18 protein-coding genes and 1 pseudogene are annotated in these 20334 nt (G+C 70.7%); 8 read left to right on the top strand and 11 right to left on the bottom strand.

Features of this window, described 5'->3' with window-relative positions:
• Positions 1-11: 11 nt before the first annotated feature.
• The 3 genes from QSJ59_RS17230 to dctA all read right to left on the bottom strand — a co-directional run bounded on the left by QSJ59_RS17230 (position 12) and on the right by dctA (position 3044).
• Positions 12-626, bottom strand: coding sequence for a TetR/AcrR family transcriptional regulator (locus QSJ59_RS17230; protein ID WP_285760622.1), 615 nt, complete (start codon positions 624-626; stop codon positions 12-14).
• Positions 627-748: 122 nt separating this feature from the next.
• Positions 749-1372, bottom strand: coding sequence for a YigZ family protein (locus QSJ59_RS17225; protein ID WP_285760621.1), 624 nt, complete (start codon positions 1370-1372; stop codon positions 749-751).
• Between the two features lie 151 nt (positions 1373-1523).
• Positions 1524-3044, bottom strand: coding sequence for a C4-dicarboxylate transporter DctA (gene dctA / locus QSJ59_RS17220; protein WP_285760620.1), 1521 nt, complete (start codon positions 3042-3044; stop codon positions 1524-1526).
• Between the two features lie 221 nt (positions 3045-3265).
• On the opposite strand from dctA, the gene QSJ59_RS17215 reads away from it, so the two are divergent.
• Both QSJ59_RS17215 and QSJ59_RS17210 read left to right on the top strand, forming a co-directional pair.
• A complete protein-coding gene (locus QSJ59_RS17215) occupies positions 3266-4198 on the top strand; it encodes a TAXI family TRAP transporter solute-binding subunit (RefSeq protein ID WP_285760619.1) in 933 nt (310 codons plus the stop codon).
• A 59-nt stretch (positions 4199-4257) separates the two neighbouring features.
• Positions 4258-4749 (top strand): NUDIX hydrolase, encoded by a 492-nt coding sequence (locus QSJ59_RS17210; RefSeq protein WP_285760618.1) that lies wholly within the window; start codon positions 4258-4260, stop codon positions 4747-4749.
• Positions 4750-4806: 57 nt separating this feature from the next.
• Here QSJ59_RS17210 and QSJ59_RS17205 read toward each other — a convergent pair whose 3' ends face one another.
• From QSJ59_RS17205 to QSJ59_RS17195, 3 genes are all read right to left on the bottom strand, one after another.
• Complete coding sequence (locus tag QSJ59_RS17205) at positions 4807-6207, bottom strand: HAMP domain-containing sensor histidine kinase (RefSeq protein ID WP_285760617.1); 1401 nt, start codon at positions 6205-6207, stop codon at positions 4807-4809.
• Between the two features lie 3 nt (positions 6208-6210).
• Complete coding sequence (locus QSJ59_RS17200) at positions 6211-6888, bottom strand: response regulator transcription factor (protein ID WP_285760616.1); 678 nt, start codon at positions 6886-6888, stop codon at positions 6211-6213.
• Between the two features lie 160 nt (positions 6889-7048).
• On the bottom strand, positions 7049-7531 hold the full coding sequence (locus QSJ59_RS17195) for a glutathione peroxidase (protein WP_285760615.1): 483 nt from the start codon (positions 7529-7531) through the stop codon (positions 7049-7051).
• A gap of 186 nt (positions 7532-7717) precedes the next feature.
• Here QSJ59_RS17195 and QSJ59_RS17190 point away from each other — a divergent pair, with 186 nt between their 5' ends.
• The 6 genes from QSJ59_RS17190 (at position 7718) to QSJ59_RS17165 (ending at position 16213) form a co-directional block, all read left to right on the top strand.
• Complete coding sequence (locus tag QSJ59_RS17190) at positions 7718-9202, top strand: hypothetical protein (protein WP_285760614.1); 1485 nt, start codon at positions 7718-7720, stop codon at positions 9200-9202.
• Positions 9203-9332: 130 nt separating this feature from the next.
• On the top strand, positions 9333-11219 hold the full coding sequence (locus tag QSJ59_RS17185) for a methylmalonyl-CoA mutase family protein (protein ID WP_285760613.1): 1887 nt from the start codon (positions 9333-9335) through the stop codon (positions 11217-11219).
• Positions 11216-13438, top strand: coding sequence for a methylmalonyl-CoA mutase (scpA, locus tag QSJ59_RS17180; RefSeq protein WP_285760612.1), 2223 nt, complete (start codon positions 11216-11218; stop codon positions 13436-13438). The genes QSJ59_RS17185 and scpA overlap by 4 nt, the downstream gene beginning before the upstream one ends.
• A gap of 182 nt (positions 13439-13620) precedes the next feature.
• Positions 13621-14634, top strand: a complete 1014-nt coding sequence (gene meaB, locus QSJ59_RS17175) for a methylmalonyl Co-A mutase-associated GTPase MeaB (protein ID WP_285760611.1) — start codon at positions 13621-13623, stop codon at positions 14632-14634.
• Between the two features lie 329 nt (positions 14635-14963).
• Complete coding sequence (locus QSJ59_RS17170; protein WP_285760610.1) at positions 14964-15335, top strand: STAS domain-containing protein; 372 nt, start codon at positions 14964-14966, stop codon at positions 15333-15335.
• Between the two features lie 233 nt (positions 15336-15568).
• The gene (locus QSJ59_RS17165) at positions 15569-16213 is read left to right on the top strand and encodes a class I SAM-dependent methyltransferase (RefSeq protein WP_285760608.1); all 645 of its coding nucleotides are present in this window, start codon (positions 15569-15571) and stop codon (positions 16211-16213) included.
• A gap of 113 nt (positions 16214-16326) precedes the next feature.
• Here QSJ59_RS17165 and ptsP read toward each other — a convergent pair whose 3' ends face one another.
• From ptsP to QSJ59_RS17140, 5 genes and pseudogenes are all read right to left on the bottom strand, one after another.
• Positions 16327-18030 (bottom strand): phosphoenolpyruvate--protein phosphotransferase, encoded by a 1704-nt coding sequence (gene ptsP / locus QSJ59_RS17160; protein WP_432707501.1) that lies wholly within the window; start codon positions 18028-18030, stop codon positions 16327-16329.
• A gap of 130 nt (positions 18031-18160) precedes the next feature.
• Positions 18161-19201 (bottom strand): zinc-dependent dehydrogenase, encoded by a 1041-nt coding sequence (locus QSJ59_RS17155; RefSeq protein ID WP_285760606.1) that lies wholly within the window; start codon positions 19199-19201, stop codon positions 18161-18163.
• A 27-nt stretch (positions 19202-19228) separates the two neighbouring features.
• On the bottom strand, positions 19229-19672 hold the full coding sequence (locus QSJ59_RS17150) for a PTS mannitol transporter subunit IIA (protein ID WP_285760605.1): 444 nt from the start codon (positions 19670-19672) through the stop codon (positions 19229-19231).
• Positions 19662-19970, bottom strand: a complete 309-nt coding sequence (locus tag QSJ59_RS17145; protein ID WP_285760604.1) for a PTS sugar transporter subunit IIBC family protein — start codon at positions 19968-19970, stop codon at positions 19662-19664. The genes QSJ59_RS17150 and QSJ59_RS17145 overlap by 11 nt, the downstream gene beginning before the upstream one ends.
• Positions 19967-20334 (bottom strand): annotated as a pseudogene (locus tag QSJ59_RS17140) (PTS mannose transporter subunit IIA); the annotation flags it as partial. The pseudogene QSJ59_RS17140 and the gene QSJ59_RS17145, both read right to left, overlap by 4 nt.

The raw sequence follows: 20334 nt of genomic DNA, 5'->3' as shown, positions 1-20334 counted from the left end.
CCGGCCGGGGCTCACGTCCGGAGGCTGGCCAGGAGCAGGTCCGCGAAGTGCTCGCCGACCTGGGCACCGCTCAACTCGCCGTCGGCGTGGTACCACATGCCGAGGTGGTGGACCGCGCCGAAATACTGGCTGACCACGATGTCGGGCGGCACGTCGGTCCGGAAGGCGCCCTCGCGGGCCCCCTCCTCGACAAGCGACCGGAACAGTTCGTGGTAGGAGCGGCGTTCTTTGCGCACCTGCGACTGGCGCGCGGGAGAGAGCATGTGCAGGGAACGGAAGAAGATGAGGGTGTCGTCGAGGTTGTCCACCGTGGTGATGACGACATCGGCCGCGGCCTGGTGCAACCGCCGGGCCACCGGCCCCTCCGCCTCGGCGAACGCGGCGAGCCGCCGCGTCTGCATACTCAGCACCCGCTCGTACACGGCGAAGAGCAGATCGTCCTTCGAGGTGAAGTAGTGGTACATCGCGCCCTTGGTGACCCCTGCGGCCTCCACCAGTTCCTGCACCGAGGTTCGCTCGAACCCGTGCTCGGCGAAGAGCCGGGTCGCCGCGGCGGTCAGCCGGTCCGGGACCGAGAGTGGGGCGGTTTCAGCAGCACCCGCGTCCGGTTCCACCGGCTTGGTCATGTGTCCGCCTCCCGCGTCGTGCGGCCTCGGACGCCCCGGGCCCCTTCCCGACCAGGATAGGCCACCTACATACCGACCGGTCTGTGATTCTCGTCCCGCTCAAGCGGCAGGGAAAGCCCGGCTCAGCCGGGATCGACCTCCACCACTGTGCTCCCTCGCACCTCGCACAGAGCCTGGCCGGCGGTGAGCTCGGCGATCCAGGCCAGGAACCCGGGAAGTTCCTCGTCGGACACCGCCACGTCCACCTGGACATCGGTCTCGTAGCGCACTGCCAGGACCCGGTGGCGGGAGTCGCGCAGATCGCTCTCCAGACGTCCGGCCTGCTGATAGTCGGCGAGGACCTCGACGACCAGGAGCGTACGCAGCTCCAGCAGCCCGGACACGTCGACGGCAGCAGCAACGGCGTTCCCGTACGCCCTGATCAGACCGCCTGCACCGAGCTTCACCCCACCGAAGTAGCGGGTCACCACCGCGACGGTGTCGGTGATCCCGCGGTGGCGCAGCACCTCCAGCATCGGGACCCCGGCCGTGCCCGAAGGTTCACCGTCATCACTGGAGCGCTGCACACCGCCGTCGGCACCGAGCACGTACGCGGTGCAGTTGTGGCCGGCACCCCAGTGCAGTCTGCGTCGTTGTGCAATGAACGCGCGGGCCGCGGCCTCGTCGCCGACCCGGGCGAGCGCGCAGATGAACCGGGACTTCTTGATGTCGAGCTCGTGCTCGCCGTCGTGCTTGATCGTTCTCATCGCCGACCCGATCGTACGTGCCGGCGCCCCCGCGCCGGCACGTACGCCCTGCCCTGGGGACAGGACGCGGGTACCCGCGCCGCTGGGAGGGGAAGCGGCGCGGGTACCCGTTTTCTCCGGACCGACCAGCCGGGGAGGGACGGGAAGGCGGTCAGCCGGTCTTGGGGTGCCCGGCCGAGGCACCGGCCCTGTCGCCCCCGTCGCCGGGCGGCGCGGGATCGGTGCCCCCTTCTGCGGACGCGGTCTGGGCGGACGCGGCCTCGGTGGACGCGGTCTCGGTGGATACCGCACCGGAGGTCTCCGCCTCGGAGTGCGGGTCGAACTTCATCAGGGCGTCCATGTCGACGGAGTTGGGGTTGTCCAGCACGTAGCGCAGACGCTCCCGGTCGAGCTCGCCGTTCCAGCGGGCGATCGCCAGCGTCCCGATGCCGTTGCCGGTCAGGTTGGTGAGCGCACGGGCCTCGGACATGAAGCGGTCGATACCGACGATGAGCGCGATGCCGGCCAGCGGGATCACGTCGTCGAAGGCCGCCAGGGACGCCGCCAGCGTGACCAGGCCGGCACCACTGACACCCGCGGCGCCGTTGCTGGAGATCAGCATGAACAGCAGCAGGCCGATCTGGGTCCAGATGGACACCTCGACGCCGGTCACCTGGGCGATGAAGATGGCACCCATGGTCATGTAGATGGCGGTGCCGTCCAGGTTGAACGAGTAGCCGGTCGGGATGGTCAGGCCGACCACCGACTTCTTGGCGCCGGCCGCCTCCAGCTTCACCAGCATCCGGGGCAGGACCGACTCGCTGGAGGAGGTGCCCAGGACGATGAGCAGCTCGTCGCGGATGAACCGGATGTACTTCAGCAGGCTGAAGCCCGTCATCCGGCAGACCGCACCCAGGACCAGGCCGATGAACAGGATGCAGGTGATGTAGAAGCTGAGCATGAAGTAGGCGAGGCTGCCGAGGACCTGCTCGCCGTACTCGCCGACGGTGAAGGCCATTCCGCCGAACGCGCCGATGGGGGCCGCGTACATCACGATCTTGATGACACCGAACATGATGTGGGACATGGTGTCCAGGGCGCGGATCGCGGGCTTGCCGCGCTCACCCATCATGGACAGCGCGCACGCCACGAGGATCGCCAGTACCAGGACCTGGATCAGCTGGCCCTCGGTGAAGGCGGAGAAGAACGTGGTGGGGATCAGGCTGAGCAGGAAGCCGGTGAGGCCCTCGCCTCCGGTCTCCTGAACCTGTTGGATGGTTCCGGCCGCCGCCGACTCGTCCAGGGTGATGTTCAGCCCCACGCCGGGCTGGAGCAGGTTGATCGTGACGAGGCCGATGCCCAGGGCGAAGACCGTGGTGACGTTGAAGTAGAGGACGGTCTTGAGCGCCAGCCCTCCGGCCCTGGCCAGGTTGCCGAGGTTGGCGATACCCACGACGACCGTGCAGAAGATCGTGGGGGCGATGACGACCTTGACGAGCTTGATGAAGAAGTCGGCCAGCCACTTGGTCTGGGCCGCCTGCTCCGGGAAGGTCAGGCCGAAGGTGATGCCCAACGCGATTGCGACCAGCACCCAGAAATAGAGCTGGTGGTAGATGCGCTTGCGTCGGGCCGGCTTCGCGGAACCGGTGTCCGGGCCTTCCGGGGATGGTGCGGCTTGTCCGAGGGCTGACACGTCGGACCTCCTAGCGGGTTTGTGCGGGGCGTCACATGACTCTCGCCACAGTCGTGTTTTACGAGCAAGCCACACGGTTGAAACTTCAGGTTCGTCTGACATTCCGGTGCGCTGGGTCACCGGAATGCACACTGTGTGACGCCCGTCTCCCTGTGTGGCCACCGTTGGCACGCGGCTGTGAGCGGGGTCGCACCCCGAAACAGAGCGCGTAGGCTTGCGGCGTGCTCGAACGCCCCGGTCTCACCCGCCGTGCCGCCCTGCTGGGCGGCCTCGCGGTGCTGAGCGGATGCGCCTCCGACACCGTTGTGGACCCCGCGGAGCTGATCCTTGCCACCGGTCCGCCCGGCGCGGTGTTCCGCGAGATCGGCGCTGCTCTGGCGGGGGTCCTGGCCACCCGGCTGACACAGACGAGAGTGCGGTCGGTGGAGACGGGTGCCTCGGCGGACAATCTGCGAATGCTCAGCAGGAACCAGGCACAGTTGGGGTTCGCCAGTCTGGACGCGGTGGTCGGCGAGAACGCCACCCCACCGCCCTGGGCACGATCACTGGGCCGGGTCTACGACAGCCACCTGCACCTCGTGGTGCTCGCCGGTTCCCCCGTCGAGGAATACGCGGACCTGGCCGGTCGGGTCGTCTCCCTGGGCGCGGAAGGCTCGGGCACCGAGTTCACCTGCGAACGGTTGATCCGCCTGACCGGTCTGGGCATCGACGACGTGCGCCTGGACCAGGCCGAGTCGGCACGGGCACTGGTCGACGGCGAGATCGACGCCCTGTTCTCCCTGACCGGTATCCCCACCCCCGCGATCGAGGCGTTGGCCCGGGACCACGACGTCCGCTTCATCCCTCTGGAGGAGCAGGCGACCGACCTGGTGGACACCTACCCCGGTCCCTACATTCCCGCGACCGTGCCGTCCACTGCGTACCCGGGGGTGCCGCCCTGCCGCACCGTGGCCATCCCCAACCTGCTGCTGTGCCGGGCCGACCTGGCCCCGGAGGTCGGCGCGATCGTCACCGAGACCGTCTTCACCCAGTCCTCGGTGATCGCCGCCGACCGTCCCGAGGCCGCGCACATCAACGTGCGCACCGGCATCGCCACCGGCCCCGTGCCGCTGCACCCGGGCGCGCAGACGTGGTTCCGGGCCGCCAAGAAGTGACCGGTGCGGCGCGCCCCGCAGCGGCCGCCCCGGCGGCGGGCGCTCTGTAGGGTCGGGACATGCCGACTCCCTCCTTCGTCCTCGAACTGCGCGAGCGCCTTGGCCACGACCTTCTGCTGCTGATCGGTGCGACGGCGATCGTCATCGACGACCAAGACCGAATCCTGCTGCACCGGCGCGCCGACGACGGCCACTGGGCCACCCCGGGGGGAATCGTCGAGCCGGGCGAGCAGCCGGCGGCCGCCCTCGTGCGCGAGATCGAGGAGGAGACCGGCGTGCGGATACGGGTGGCGGAACTGGTCAGCGTGGTGATGGAGGAGCCCCACACCTACCCCAACGACGACCGGGTCCAGTTTCTGGACCTCGCGTTTCGCTGCCATCCGGTGAGCGGCACCCCTCGGGTCAACGACGACGAGTCCTTGGAGGTCGGCTGGTTCGCCTACGCCGACCTGCCCCCGATGCACGAACGCCTCATGCGGCGCATCGACCAGGCGCGCGCCGGTGTCAGCGGCTGGTTCGACCCCGACCGCACCGGCCCCTGGACCCCGTGATCCCACCCCGGCCGCACGGTTTCCGCCATTACCCCGGGGTGGACGGGGACGCCGCGGTCAGCGGGGGTCGTCCTCGGCGCGCGGCAGACCGATGACCACCGCCAGGCCGTAGCCGCCGTCCCGGGGCAGCCCCGGGCGCAGACGCAACTCACCGCCCGCGGCCTGCACGAGTTCGGCGCAGATGGCCAACCCCAACCCGGTGCCGACGGTGTTCTGGTGTTTGGTCGCCCGCCAGAAGCGCTGCAGCGCCTGCACGCGCTCGTCGGAGTCCAGGCCGACTCCGTCGTCGATCACCGACAGCTCCACCGGATCGCCGGGACGCGCGCGCAGCACGACGCGGGAGCCGCCCGAGAGCCGGATGGCGTTGCTCATCAGCTCGTCGAGAACGCTGCCCAGGCCGCCCGGCGGTTCCAGGATGCGCAGCCCCGGCGGGATGTGCGTCTCCAGGTCGAGTCCGCGCTCTGCGCACAGCACCCGCCAACGCTCCAGGCGGGTGTCGAAGACCTCGTCCAGTTCGACCGGCTCGGCCTGATTGAAGCTCTCCAACCGGGTCGCGGCCAACAGCGCGTTGAGCATACGGTGCATGGCCTTCGCTTCCTCGACCGCGTCGGCGTGGGCTTCGCGGGCCTGCTCGCCCTCCAGGTGGGGCTCGATGTTCTCCACCGCCAGACGCAGGCTGGCCAGTGGATTGCGCAGTTGGTGGGAGGCGTCGGAGACGAACGCCCGTTGACGGTGCAGGGAGCGCTCCACGACGTCCACCATCGCGTTGAAGGACCCGGCCAGGGTGCGCAGCTCGGGTGGGCCGCCCTCCGCGTCGGCGCGCACCGACAGGTCACCGTCGGCGATCTTGGCGGTGGCCGCGTCCAGGCGACGCACCGGCAGGAGCACCCAGCGCGAGACCGGCCAGGCCACGGCTGCGAGCGCGGCCGTGGGCAACAGCCCGACCAGGGCGAGCCTGCCCCAGCTGACAAGGATCTGGTCGCGCAGCTTCGCGGTGGGCGACACCAGCACCATCACCCCCACCACCTCGCTGTCGCGCCCGATGGGCTCGGCGAGGATCAGGGGGGCGGGATTCCAGGGCCACACCGCCGTGGGCGCCTCCGGGCGGTACCCGGCCAGTGCCTCGTTCAGTACGCCGCGGGTGGCGGGGTCGGCTAGCACGTTCTCGACCTCGTGCCCGGGCCCCGAGGACAACAGCACCTCACCCGCGGGGTCGAGGAGCGCCACCGGGATGCCGTAGAGATCCTCGTAGCGGGTCAGTTCCATGGCCAACGACTCGGTGCGCTCGGCGGCCAGTGCGGTCGCCGCCAGCGAGGAGAACCGACCGATGTCGTTGAGCCGGTCCACGTAGACCTCTTGGGTCTCCTGTTGGGCCACGATGGTGCTCAGCGGCACACCCAGCGCCGCCACCAGGACGAACGCCAGCGGCAACAGGACGATCAGCAGCCTGCGCAGCACCGGCTAGCCCGGTTCCGCCTCGGCGAGGAGCCGGTAGCCGACCCCGCGCGCGGTCTGGATGCGGACCTGATCACCGAGCTTGCCGCGCAGGGCGGCGATGTGGGTGTCCAGGGTCCGCGAGGACGACTCCCAGGTGGCCCCCCACACCTGGTCCAGGATGACGTCACGGCCCACCACTCCCGGCGCCCGACCGGCCAGCAGAGCCAGCAGGTCGAACTCCTTGCGGGTCAGCGACAGTGCCGCACCGCCCAGGCTCGCCTCCCTGGCTTCGGTGTCCACCGTGAGCGGCCCGATCCTCAACGGGGGTTCGGGATCGGCCCCGGCGCGGGCCGCTCGGGTCCTGCGCAGCACGGCGTCGATGCGCGCCAGAAGCTCGGCGATCCCAAAGGGCTTGACGACGTAGTCGTCGGCGCCGGAACGCAGGCCCCGGACCCGTTCCCGTTCCTCTGCGCGTGCGGTGACGGCGATGATCGCGATCTCGGGTCGTTCCCGGAGCTTGCGCAGCAGGTCGATGCCGTCCGCGTCGGGCAGTCCGAGGTCGAGCAGCACGACGTCCGCCGCTGGCGCACGCAGCGCAGCAGCGGCGGTGGAGACCCGGTTCACCTCGTAGGACGCGTTGCGCAACGCGGTGACCAGTCCCCGCGCGACGCGATCGTCGTCCTCGACCACCAGTATGCGCATCGCAAGACATCGTAGAGCGCCTGGCAAACGGCCGGGCGCTCCCACTGGGCGAAACACCGCTCCCGGCGCAGCGCACGGCTGCGCCGGGCCGGCAGGCACGACGTGACCGCCTGTGCCGCGGACCCGGCCGAGGACTGCGTCCGTACGCGCCGCTGGCGGGCTATCCGGGAAGGTTCTCCTCGATCGCCGAGATGACCTCGGGATCCTCGGGCTGGACGCTGGTCCGGAAACGATTGAGCACCTTGCCGCCGGGGGCGACGAGGAACTTCTCGAAGTTCCACGCGACGTCTCCGGCCAGTCCGGAGGAATCGCGGGTCTTGGTGAGCTCCGCGTAGAGCGGCAACCTCTTCGGCCCGTTGACCTCGCTCTTCTCCAGCAGGGGGAAGCTGATGCCGTAGGTCATGGCACAGAACAGCCGGATCTCCTCCGCGGAACCCGGCTCCTGACCGGCGAACTGGTCGCACGGAACGCCGATGACGGAGAAACCCCGGTAGGCGTACCCTTCCTGCAAACGCTCCAGGCCGCTGTACTGCGGAGTCGCGCCGCACTTGGAGGCGACGTTGACAATCAGCAGCAGCTGGTCCTGCGGCAGCCGGAACGACTCACCTTCCAGGGAGCGCAGTTCGCTCTGATAAATCCTCATGGCACCGGAGCCTAACCCGCCTCGGGTGGTCGCCGCGGTTCGCGGGAGCCCAAGCGGCGCCCCGCAAGCCGCGGACGTGCCCGGCGACGCGTACCGTAACGGGACGGACAAGGGCTGTGTCACGGTACGACAGCTGGTTCTAGGATCGGTCAACAGGGACAGCCGTCGCGAGGGGAGTGAACGGGAATGCGCAGCCGGGCGCGAGGGGTACTGGCGCTGACGGCCGGGGCGTGTCTGCTCGTCACCGCCGCGGCCTGTACCGACGACCCCGAACCCGAGGCCCCGACCGGTTCTCCGCCCCCCTTGCCCACCACCTATGACGGTGCGGCCCCGCCAGGGCTGTCCGGGAAGGCGCTGCGGTTCCTGCACGGGCCCGAGGGCAGTGGCCCCGACCTCCTCGACGACCCTCTCGGCGTGCGCATCCAGGCGGTCGGCGACTCCTTCCTGATCTCCGCCAACAGCGAGGAACGGCACCTTCTCCAGGACGCCGCCGACGGCCGCACGCTCTGGGAGGACTCCCAGCGCGTGGAGCGGTTCACCACCGACGACTCCGGCGACGACGTGTTCGAGGTGAGCCGCCCCGGCGACGGCACAACCGTCACCACGGTCCTGGACGATGCCGGCGAGCAGGTGTGGAGCGGCTCGGACCCCCGCGAGGGCTACCTCAACGGATGGGTGGTGCGGCGTCCCGCCGACTGGACGCCGAACGAGCCCTACGGCGCGTTCGCCATCGCGCGCCCCGACGGCGAAGCGGTCTGGGAGTACGAGTTCACCGAGCCCGAACCGCCTGCCGCCCCCGAGAAGGAGGACGACGAGGAGGCGGCGGACCCGACCGACAGCGCAGAGGCGGAGGAGGCCGTCGCGCACCTGGGCGTGCCGGTGACCGCACGCGGCGAGGTGGTCCTGCTCGACGACGGCGCGGGACGTCTACAGGCCCGCGATCTCGACGACGACGGCGCGTTGCTGTGGAGCGTGTCCGGCGAATCCCCGGAACTCGCCGAGGACACCGTGCTGAGTGGCGCCCGCCCCCAGGTGGCCGGGTTCTACACGCTGGACGTGCCCCCCGATGCCGAGGCGACCGGGCCGGCAACGCCTTCGACCAGTGCACGTCCGAGCCCGGCCCCCTCGGCCTCTCCCGCCCCGCCCGAGGAGCGCGAGACCGTACTGGTGCGTTGGGGCATGCCCGAGGAGCCGTCGGTCCTGTCGCTGCACGATCTGGACGACGGCGCACTGGTGTGGTCGCTCGCCGAACCCGGTGCCAACCCCGTCAGCGCGTCCCTGGGTACCGCGCCGGTCCCCGGTACGGTCCTCGACCCGACCACCGACACCCTGCTGCTGCCCCAGTCCAGCGGCACCACCCCGATGATCGCGGTGGATCTGGCCACGGGCGCGGTGCGCTGGCAGTTCGAGGACCAGGAGGAACGCTCGATCGTGCCGCGGTTCGCACTGGGGGGCTACATCTACGGCGACTCCCGGGGCGCCGAGGACGACAGCGGCCAGGTGGTGCTGGAGGCCGACGACAAGGCAGCGGTCTCCGACGAGCTGACCGGCTACGTGGAGGCGATCACCCGGGACGGTCACGCCCTGGTCGTACAGAACCGTCAGCGTTTCGTGTTCGCTCCCGAACCGGACGCTCCCCGGCCCAGCGATTCCCCCGGCCCCGGGGCGTGAGGACGCGGTCCGTCACCCGGGGCACTTTCGGTCCCGGCCCGGTCACTGGCAGGGTGCACCAGCTCGGGAACGAAAATTTTGTGCACCCTGGTGGACCCGATACCGAACGGCGTTCTCTACGCTTTCGGCTATGAGTGTGCCGGAGAACGCAGCCACCGCACCCGAGGCACTGGCCCTGGCAGCCGAGTTCCCCTCGGCCGATCCCGGGCAGTGGCGCGAGTTGGTGGCGGGGGTGCTGCGCAAGAGCGGGGCCGACCCCGACTCCGCCCGTTCTCCCGAGGACCTGCTCAACTCGACCACCTACGACCGGATCACGATCCGACCGCTCTACACCGGGGACGACGGCCTCGACTCCGGCTTCCCCGGCCTGGCACCGTTCACCCGCGGCTCACGGCCGCAGGGTGCGGTGCCCAACGGCTGGGACGTCCGCCAGCGTCACGCCGATCCCGACCCCGCCGCCACCCGCAAGGCGGTAATGGCCGACCTGGAGAACGGCGTCACCTCCCTCTGGCTGGCCACGGGCGCCGCCGGGGTCGCCACGGAGCACATCGGTGAGGTCCTCGCCGACGTCTACCTCGACCTCGCCCCTGTCACCCTGGACGCCGGAACCGATTACGAGGCGGCAGCGCGGGCCCTGCTCCAGGCGCACTCCGACCGCCGCGTTCCCGACAGCGCTGTGGTCGGCTGCCTTGGCATCGACCCCTTGGGGACCGCCGCGCGCACCGGTGGCCGGGCCGAGGTCGCGGAGGCCGCGGGGTTGGCGGCACCCTACGCCGCCCGCTACCCGGCCCTGCGGCTGATGGTGGCCGACGGGACGCCCGTCCACGACGCGGGCGGCTCGGAGGCCCAGGAACTGGGCGCGGCCGTGGCCGCGGGTGTCGCCTACCTGCGGGCCCTCACCGATGCCGGGCTGAGCACGGCCGATGCCGCCTCCCGGATCGAGTTCCGCTTCGCCGCGACGGCGGACCAGTTCCTGACCATCGCCAAGTTGCGGGCCGCACGCGCCATGTGGAACCGGGTCACCGAGGTGTGCGGCCTGGCACCGCACCACCGGGGGATGCGCCAGCACGCGGTCACCTCGGCGGCGATGATGACGCGGCGGGACCCTTACGTGAACATGCTGCGCACCACACTGGCCTGCTTCGGTGCGGGCGCCGGCGGCGCCGACGCGATCACGGTGCTGCCCTTCGACACGGCAGTGGGACTGCCCGACGGCCTGTCCCGGCGCATCGCCCGCAACACCCAGGCGCTGCTGGTGGAGGAGTCGCACGTGGCGAGGGTGATCGACCCCGCCGGTGGCTCGTTCTACGTGGAGCGCCTCACCGCGGACCTCTACGAGCACGGGTGGGCGTTCCTGCGTGAACTTGAGGGCGCCGGCGGCGCCGCAACGGCGTTGGCGGACGGGGTGGTGGCCGAACGGGTACGGGAGGTCTGGGAGCGACGCCGGGCCAACCTGGCGCACCGACGCGATCCGCTGACCGGGGTGAGCGAATTTCCCAACCTGGCCGAGAAGCCGCTGGTCCGTCCGGCCGCACCTTCCGCACCTGCCGCACCGGGTGCGCTGCCCGTCCACCGCTACGCCGAGGACTACGAGGCGCTGCGCGATCGCTCCGACGCCGTACTCGCGGCAACCGGTGCGCGACCGCACGTCTTCCTCGCGACGCTCGGACCGGTGGCCGCCCACACGGCCCGGGCCACCTTCGCCGCCAACCTGTTCCAGGCGGGCGGGATCGCGACCACCCCCGGGGGCGGCGCCGAGGGGCCTGAGGCGGTGGCCGCCGCCTTCACCGCCAGCGGCGCGCGCATCGCCTGCCTCTGCTCGAGCGACAAGGTCTACGCGGAGCACGCAGCCGATGCGGCCGCCGCGTTGAAGGCGGCCGGCGCCGAGCAGGTGCTGCTCGCCGGAAAACGGTCCGCGGAGCTGGAACGGGCCGGGGTGGACGGTTTCGTCTTCGCCGGTTGCGACGCACTCACCCTGTTGACACGACTCAACGACACCCTGGGGGCGGCGCGATGAGCGCGAACATCCCGAACTTCGCCGCGGTCGAGGGCGGCGCCCTCCCGGTCTGCGACAGTCCTGCGCTGAGCGGGCAGTGGCGCGAGGCACTGGCGGCGGCCACCGGCAAGGGGCCCGATGCCCTGGTGTGGGAGACCCCGGAGGGCATCGGTGTCCGACCGCTGTACACCCGCGCCGACCGCGCCGGGCTGGACTTCGTGGGCACCTATCCGGGAATCGCACCGTTCCTACGGGGCCCCTATCCGACGATGTACGTCAACCAGCCGTGGACGATCCGCCAGTACGCGGGCTTCTCCACCGCCGAGGAGTCCAACGCCTTCTACCGAAGGAACCTCGCCGCGGGGCAGAAGGGCCTGTCGGTGGCCTTCGACCTGGCGACGCACCGCGGCTACGACTCCGACCACCCGCGGGTGTCGGGCGACGTGGGCATGGCCGGGGTGGCCATCGACTCCATCTACGACATGCGCCGGCTCTTCGACGGCATCCCCTTGGATCGGATGAGCGTGTCGATGACGATGAACGGCGCGGTGCTGCCGGTGCTGGCGCTGTACATCGTGGCCGCCGAGGAGCAGGGGGTGAGCGCGGACAAACTCTCGGGAACCATCCAGAACGACATCCTCAAGGAGTTCATGGTCCGCAACACCTACATCTACCCCCCGCAGCCCTCCATGCGGATCATCTCCGACATCTTCGCCTTCACCTCGCAGAAGATGCCGCGCTACAACTCCATCTCCATTTCCGGCTACCACATGCAGGAGGCCGGGGCCACCGCCGACCTGGAACTGGCCTACACACTGGCCGACGGCGTGGAGTACATCCGGGCCGGCCGCGCGGCCGGGCTGGACGTGGACTCCTTCGCGCCGCGGCTGTCGTTCTTCTGGGCGATCGGGATGAACTTCTTCATGGAGGTCGCCAAGCTGCGCGCGGCGCGGCTGCTGTGGGCCAGGCTCGTCAACGGCTTCGCACCCGCCAACACCAAGTCGCTGAGCCTGCGCACGCACTCCCAGACCTCGGGCTGGTCGCTGACCGCCCAGGACGTCTTCAACAACGTGGTGCGCACCTGTGTGGAGGCGATGGCCGCGACCCAGGGCCACACCCAGTCGCTGCACACCAACGCCCTGGACGAGGCGCTGGCGCTGCCCACGGACTTCTCCGCGCGTATCGCGCGCAACACCCAGCTGTTGCTGCAGCAGGAGTCGGGCACCACGCGGGTGATCGACCCGTGGGGCGGCAGCGACTACGTCGAACGCCTGACCTACGAGCTGGCCGCGCGCGCCTGGGGCCACATCCGCGAGGTGGAGGAGGCCGGCGGGATGGCCAAGGCCATCGACGCCGGCATCCCCAAGATGCGGATCGAGGAGGCCGCGGCGCGCACCCAGGCCCGGATCGACTCGGGTCGCCAACCGGTCATCGGCGTCAACAAGTACCGTCCCGACCACGACGACGAGATCGACGTGTTGAAGGTCGAGAACAGCCGGGTGCGCGCCGAGCAGTTGGACAAGCTGCGGCGGCTGCGCGAGGAGCGCGACGAGGACGCGACCCGTGCGGCACTGGAGCGGCTGACCAATGCGGCGGGAGCCGCCTCCGACGGAACGACGCTGGAGAACAACCTGCTGGCCCACGCGGTGGACGCCGCGCGGGCCTACGCGACGGTCGGGGAGATCTCCGACGCGATGGAAAAGGTGTTCGGTCGCCACTCCGGGCAGATCCGTACCATTTCAGGGGTGTACCGGGACGAGGCGGGTTCTTCGAGCGGGGGGACGGCGACCATGGACGCGGTCGCGGCGCGAGTAGTGGAGTTCGAGGAGGCGGAGGGGCGCCGTCCCCGCATCCTGGTCGCGAAGATGGGTCAGGACGGCCACGACCGGGGGCAGAAGGTCATCGCGACGGCCTTCGCCGATCTCGGCTTCGACGTGGACGTGGGCCCGCTGTTCCAGACCCCCGCGGAGGTCGCGGTCCAGGCGGTGGAGGCCGACGTGCACATCGTCGGGGTGTCGTCGCTGGCTGCGGGGCACCTGACGCTGGTGCCGGCGCTGCGCGAGGAACTGACGGGGCTGGGCCGCCCCGACATCATGATCGTGGTCGGCGGCGTCATCCCGCCCGCGGACTTCGACGCCCTGCGCGCGGCGGGGGCCTCGGCGATCTTCCCGCCGGGCACGGTCATCTCCGAGGCCGCGCTGGACCTGCTCGGCACCCTCGGCGAACGACTCGGCCACTAGGAGGTTCCGCTGCGCGGCCATCCCGTTGTCCACGGCCACCGGGCCCGGTGCGCCAGACTCCTGCGCGGACCTGGTCTGATGGCGGGTGGGCGCACACGGTCCTCCCTCACCCCAAGGCGGCCCCCGGGTCCGGGGACGTTCCCGCGTCCAGGCGACGATCCGGCGTAGGCGGAAGAGAAGACATGGCCACATCCATCGACATCGACACCTACGCCGAGGGCGTCCTCGCGGGGCACCGCCCCACCCTGGCGCGGGCCATCACCCTGGTGGAGTCGCGACGCGCCGACCACGCCGCGCTGGCCCAGGAGCTCCTGGTGCGATTGCTCCCGCACAGCGGGGCCGCGCACCGGGTCGGCGTCACCGGGGTGCCCGGCGTGGGCAAGTCCACCTTCATCGACACCCTCGGCACGAGGCTGACCGGTGACGGGCACCGGGTCGCGGTGCTGGCGGTGGACCCTTCCTCCACTCGCAGCGGCGGCAGCATCCTGGGGGACAAGACCCGGATGGCGCGCCTGGCGGTGGACCCCAACGCGTTCGTGCGTCCCTCCCCCACAGCCGGGACGCTCGGCGGGGTGGCGCGGGCCACCCGGGAGACCATGGTCCTCATGGAGGCCGCCGGATTCGACGTCGTACTGGTGGAGACGGTGGGCGTCGGCCAGTCGGAAGTGGCGGTGGCCGCCATGGTGGACTGCTTCCTGTTCCTGACCCTGGCGCGTACCGGGGACCAGTTGCAGGGGATCAAGAAAGGCGTTCTGGAACTGGTGGACGTGGTCGCGGTGAACAAGGCCGACGGCCCGCACGAGGCGGACGCCCGCAAGGCCGCGCGCGAACTGTCTCGCGCGCTGCACCTGTTGCAACCGGTCAGCCCGTCATGGACGCCCCCCGTGCTGACCTGTAGTGGCCTGGAGGGGAACGGGCTCGATGCCGTATGGGAGCAGGTGCTGGCGCACCGTACGGCGTTGGAGGACGCCGGTGAGCTGGCGACGCGCCGCGCCACCCAGCAGGTCGACTGGATGTGGGCGCAGGTCCGGGACCGGCTGCTGCACCGGTTGCGCACCGACCCCGCGGTCCGCGCGCTCGCACCGGATCTGGAAACGACGGTGCGTGACGGGGAGATCACCGCCACGTTGGCCGCCGAACGACTACTCAGCGCCTTCAGTGGCGCGAACCAAACCACTGTCGAAGCCGAACCGTAATGGCGGAATCCGGGGCATTGAACACCCATACGCCCCCAGAACACCGCACTTCCCAACCGGTTTTGTGACCGGCGGGCGAAAATTTCTACCGGTTCGCCATTCCCGAGGGGCGATTCGCCTAATACCGTGTGTGTCCAAAGCCCTAAGGGTGGCCAAGTGGTACCGGGGAGTGGGTCCGCGGCCTGTCGGTGGAGGATGGAGGCCGTCCGGCAGCGGACGCGTCGGCGTGAACAGGGACCGCGCCGTGCGGGAGTCACCGGTTCTCCATTGCTGGTTATGGTTGCCACGAGGGGACCCTCATACGTACGTGGGGCTGGGGAGGAGTGAACGTGCACAGACTTGGGGTGAGCACTCGGGTCGAGAACCACAGTGTGATCGTTTCCGTCGAGGGCGAACTCGACATCGCGACCGCTGGCGACCTCCGCGAGAACGTCCAAAACGCTATCGACGCGCACGGGCCGTGGCTGATCCTTGATTTCTCCGCATTGGAGTTCATGGACTCAAGCGGACTCAATGCGGTCATCAACGCCTACCGACTGGTTCGGGAACGCGGGGGCAGTCTCGCGTTGGCCGCTCCGAACGAGCGGGTCACCAAGGTCATCCGCCTGGTCGGCCTGCACCGCCAGGTACCGGTCCACCGGACGGTCTCGGCAGCCCTCATCGCGATGGAGGCGCTCGAAGCCAAGAAGGAAGCCGGATAACCGCACCGCCAAGGGGCCGGACCGACCCAAACCCCGATTCCCGCGACCGCGCCGCCCCAGAACAGACCGGCCCCGCCGACTCCACCGCTTCGGCCCCCGCCTGAGCGGCACCGGCTCCGCACCGGCGCGCACGCGACAGCCATCGAACCGGTGGGGTCGTGACCCCACCGGTTCGCTTGTCCGGCACCGCCCGGCGGGTGCGTCCTCCCGGAGCACGCACCCGAAAGGTCCACGTGCCCTTCGACCTGAGTTGGAGCCACAACTCCCACTACCACCCCCTGCTGCTGCGCCATGTCCCCGTCGGCGCCGTGCGCGCGCTGGACGTGGGGTGCGGATCAGGGCGCTTCGCCCGGCGCCTCGCCCGGCACGTGGACCAGGTGGACGCGTTCGACGCGTCAGCGGAGATGGTGGCCACCGCACGCGAGCGCACACCGCCCCGGCTCGCCATCCACTACAGCGTGGCCGGACTGGCCCGTTTCGTCCCCGATCCACACGGCTACGACTTCATCGCCGCCATCGCCAGCATCCACCACATGCCGCTGGCCGAGTCCACCGCGCGGCTGCGCTCGATGCTGGCCCCCGGCGGGGTTCTGGCGGTGTGCGGTCTCTACCGGTCGAACGGCATCGGCGACACCGCCGCCTCCGTCGCAGCGCTGATCCCCCAGTGGACGACGGGCGCGGGACTGGCGGTGGGCCGCGCCGTGTCCGGGGTCGTCGATCCCGACCGTGCCGGCGGCCCTGCCATGCCGGTGCTCGATCCTGAGACGACGCTGCCCCGTGTCCGGGCCGTCGCCGCCGCGCACCTCCCCGGCGCGAGGGTGCGCCGCCTGTTGTTCTGGCGCTACCTCCTGACCTACCGGGCTCCCCGCTCCGCCTGAGCCCCCGGGCCGGGCCACGAAAGCACGCGCGACACCCTCGATGCGGGTCCCCAACGCCGGCGGCCCCCACCGTCGTGAAGACGGTGAGGGCCGCATCCAACGGCATACGTGGGTCAGAGACCGGCGACCTCGTCGTCGGCCGCGCCACGCACTGCGTCGCGGGCCTGAGCCGGACCGGCCGCGGCCAAAGCGAGCTCGGCGAGGTCACGGCAGTCGGCGAGGGTGTGCCGGGCCAGGGCGTAGCGGACCGCCGCAAGGGACGGAGCCGACATCGACAGGCTGCTCACCCCCAACCCGACCAGGACCAGGGCAAGCAGCGGGTCGGCGGCCGCCTCGCCGCACACGCCCACGGGCTTGTCCGTGGCGACACCGGCGGTTCCGACCTCCTGGATCAGCCGCAACAGCCCCGGCTGCCACGGGTCCAGCAGATCCGGCAACGAGTCCAGCATCCGGTCGGTGGCCAGGGTGTACTGGGCGAGGTCGTTGGTCCCGATCGAGACGAAGTCCACCCGGTCGAGAACCTGGCGGGCCAGGAGGGCCGCACCGGGAACCTCGATCATGACGCCGACCTCGGCGAGGCCGGCCGCGCGGGCGAGCTCCGCGAACTCCGCGGCCTCGGCAGGCGTGGAGATCATCGGTGCCATGACCCGCACGTGGGCACCGGTGTCGGACGCGGCCCGCGCGATCGCCGCGAGCTGACGCTCCAGCAGGCCGGGCAGTGCCCGTGCCGTGCGGAAACCCCGCACCCCGAGAGCAGGGTTGGGCTCCTCGCCCTGCGCCACGAAGGCCAAGGGCTTGTCCGAGCCCGCGTCGAGGGTGCGCACGGTGATGATCCGGTCCCCGAAGGCCCGGAACAACCGCGCGTAGCTCTCGTACTGCTCATCGGGGGTGGGCTCGGTGTCGCGGTCCAGGAACAGGAACTCGGTGCGCAGCAGGCCCACACCCTCGCAGTCGTGCGCGGCGGACTCGCCAGGGTCCTCCGCTCCGACGTTGAGCAGCAGTTTCACCGCCACACCGTCCTCGGTGCGCCCGGCGCCACTGCTGTGCGCGAGGATCTTCTGCCGACGCTCGGCGCGCTCGACCGCGGCGGCGACCTGGGTCGCTGTCGGGTTGAGGACGACCTCTCCCCGATCGCCGTCCACCGCGACCTCGACGCCGTCGGTGAGCTCCCCGGCCCGACCGCAGGCGATGACCGCGGGGATGCCCAACGAGCGCGCCAGGATCACGGTGTGGCTGGTGGGGCCGCCTCGCCTGGTGACGATCGCCAGAACCTTGGCGGGGTCCAGCTGAGCGGTGTCAGCGGGCGCCAAGTCGTCGGCGACCAAGACGTAGGGGTGCCCCGGGTCGGGCAGCCCCGGCATCGGGACGCCCAGCAGCACGGCCACCGTGCGGTCGCGGATGTCCGCCAGGTCCGCCGCACGCTCGGCCAGGTAGCCGCCGGCCGCGCGCAGGAGGTCCTGGTAACCGGCCACCGCGCTGTGCACAGCCCAGGCGGCCGGAACACCCTCGCCGATCTCCTTGGCGATGTTGGTGCCCAGCTGCGGGTCGCGTGCCATGAGCGCCTGGGCGCCCAGCACCGCGGCCGCTTCGGGCCCGCTGCCGGCCGCCCGGGTCTCAAGACCCACCGCGACCTGCTCCAGCGCCGCGTGGGCGCGGTCGGTCTCGGCTGCGGTGTCGGTCACCTCGGGCCGCTGCTCCGGGAGCGCCGGAGGCGCGGCCAGCACCGCCACCGGGGCGACCGCGCTTCCGGGGCTGCCGGGGGTCCCGGTGATCGTCTGAGTCTCGCCCTCGGCGGGCTCCGGATGCGTCTGCGACACCGCTGTCTCCTCGGCCTGCACGGTCGCTTCGGGCGTGCTCTGCGACATGATCCCTGTTCCCTCTGTCGTTCCAGGCGCCCCCGCCGCGCGGGCGGGGGCGGGGGCGGATGGCATGGTCACGGCTCGATGGTCACGGCTCGATCGTTACCTTGATGGCCGTGCCGGAGGCCACGGTCTCGATGGCGGTGAGCACATCGGACAGCGGCATGCGGTGGGTGATGAGGTCGGACACCGGGACCTGACCGGAGGCGATCAGCTCCAGGGCGCGCTTGTTGTGGTCGGGGCTGGAGCCGTTGGCGCCGTAGATGGTGATCTCGCGGTAGTGCACCACGTTGGAGTCCAGCGTGATGGTCGGCTTGTCCTTGGGCAGGCCACCGAAGAAACTGATGCGGCCGCGCCGCGCCACCATCTGCAGGGCGTCCTCCTGGGCCTTGCCGGAGGCGGCCGCGGTGATGACCACGTCCACACCACGACCGTCGGTGAGGCGCTTGACCTCCTCGACCGCGTCGACCTCGGCGCCGCAGATGGCGGCGTCGGGGTGGACGACGTCGGCGGACATGTCCAGACGGCCGCGGTTGAGCTCGACCAGGAAGACCTTCTCGGCCCCGCGTGCCCGGGCCAGGCGCACGTGCAGGCAGCCGATGGGGCCGGCGCCCACGACCACGACGGTGTCGCCCTTGTTCACACCGGCGAACTCCTGGGCGTTGAGGGCGCAGGCCAGCGGCTCGGCGACGGATGCCTCGTCGAAGCCCACGCCCTCGGGAATGCGGTTCAGACCGTCCACGGCCAGGACCTTGGCCGGGACGATCATGTACTCGGCGAAACCGCCCTCGTACTGGTAGCCCATGGACTCCTGGTTGGGGCAGATGGTCATCCACCCGCGCTGACAGTCCGGGCACTTGCCACACGGGATGGCGGCGATCACCTGGACGCGGTCGCCCTCGGCCCAGCCCTCCACACCCTCGCCCGCGGCGACGACCTCACCGGCGATCTCGTGGCCGATGACGCGCGGCGGCGAGATGTGGTGGTGACCGTGCCGGTGGATCTTGACGTCGGTTCCGCAGGTGGAGCAGTTGCGGACCCGGATCTTGACCTCGCCGGGGCCGGCGTCGGGCTCGGGTGCGTCTTCGATGCGGACATCGCCGGGCGCGTAGAAACGGGCGACCAACATGTGTGCTGCCTTCTCTCTGTGTACTGCCTAGTTCGCCTGGACCGGCCGGAGCAGGTCGATCACGGTGGCCGCGTCGGGCGCGGTGCGCAGCCGCTCGGCCTTCGCGGGGTCGGTGAGGACGGTGGCCAGCGCCGAGAGCACTCCCACGTGATCCTCGCCGCTGGCTGCGATGCCGATGGCCACGGTGACGGTGTTGCCGTCCCAGTCCACTCCGTCGGGGAACTGGATGACGGCCAGCGCGCTGTGCTTGACCAACGCGCGGGCGGCGTCGGTGCCGTGCGGGATGGCGACGCCCTCACCGATGTAGGTGGGGATCGACAGCTCGCGCTCGTGCATGGCGGGCAGGTAACCGGGCTCGACCGCGCCGAGCTCCAGCAGGAGCTGGCCGCACTGGTCGATGGCGTCGGACTTGTCCGAGGCGGTGCGGTCCAGCCGCACCGCCTCGGGACCGACCGAAAGGTCAGTCGGCAATCGTCTCACCGGCCTTGATCGCCTGCTCCAGCCGCGCGAACGCCGGGTCGCCCAGGAACATCTGGAATCCGATGACGACCTTGTCGGGGGCACCGGCGCGGGCCCGGTCCACCAGACCGGTGTGGCACAGGACCACGTCGGCGTCGTCGGGGATCCGGTTGACCGGGGCGTGCGCGACCTTGACCGAGTAGGGGGCAAGGCTCTTGGACAGCTGGGAGGTCAGCAGGACGCTGCTGCCCATCCCCGCGTCGCAGGCCACGATGACCTTCTTGACGTCAGAACCGTTGATGCTGCTCATGCTGCTGAAACCTCCGAGTTGTCGTTCTCAGCCTTCTCCTTGGCGCGCTCCGCGCGGCCGAAGCCGAGCAGGAGCGAGGCCACGGCGAAGGAGACCGCTGTGGCCACGAAGACACCCGCCAAGACTCCCAGGTGTCCGCCCTTGGGCGTAACCGCCATCAGGGCGATGATGCTGCCCGGGGAGGGGGAGGCCACCAGGCCGGCACCGAAGATCATGAAGGTGGTCACACCCGCCATGCCGCCGGCGATCACCGCGAGGATCAGCTTGGGCTGGGCCAGGATGTAGGGGAAGTAGATCTCGTGGATGCCGCCGAAGAAGTGGATGATGATCGCACCCGGGGCGGTGGCACGGCTGATCTTGGGGC

It is taken from the genome of Nocardiopsis ansamitocini (assembly GCF_030268225.1).
GTDB classification, from domain to species: Bacteria; Actinomycetota; Actinomycetes; order Streptosporangiales; family Streptosporangiaceae; genus Nocardiopsis_D; species Nocardiopsis_D ansamitocini.
Note: the sequence above shows the minus strand (reverse complement) of the source record. Positions and strands in the feature narration are given on the sequence as shown.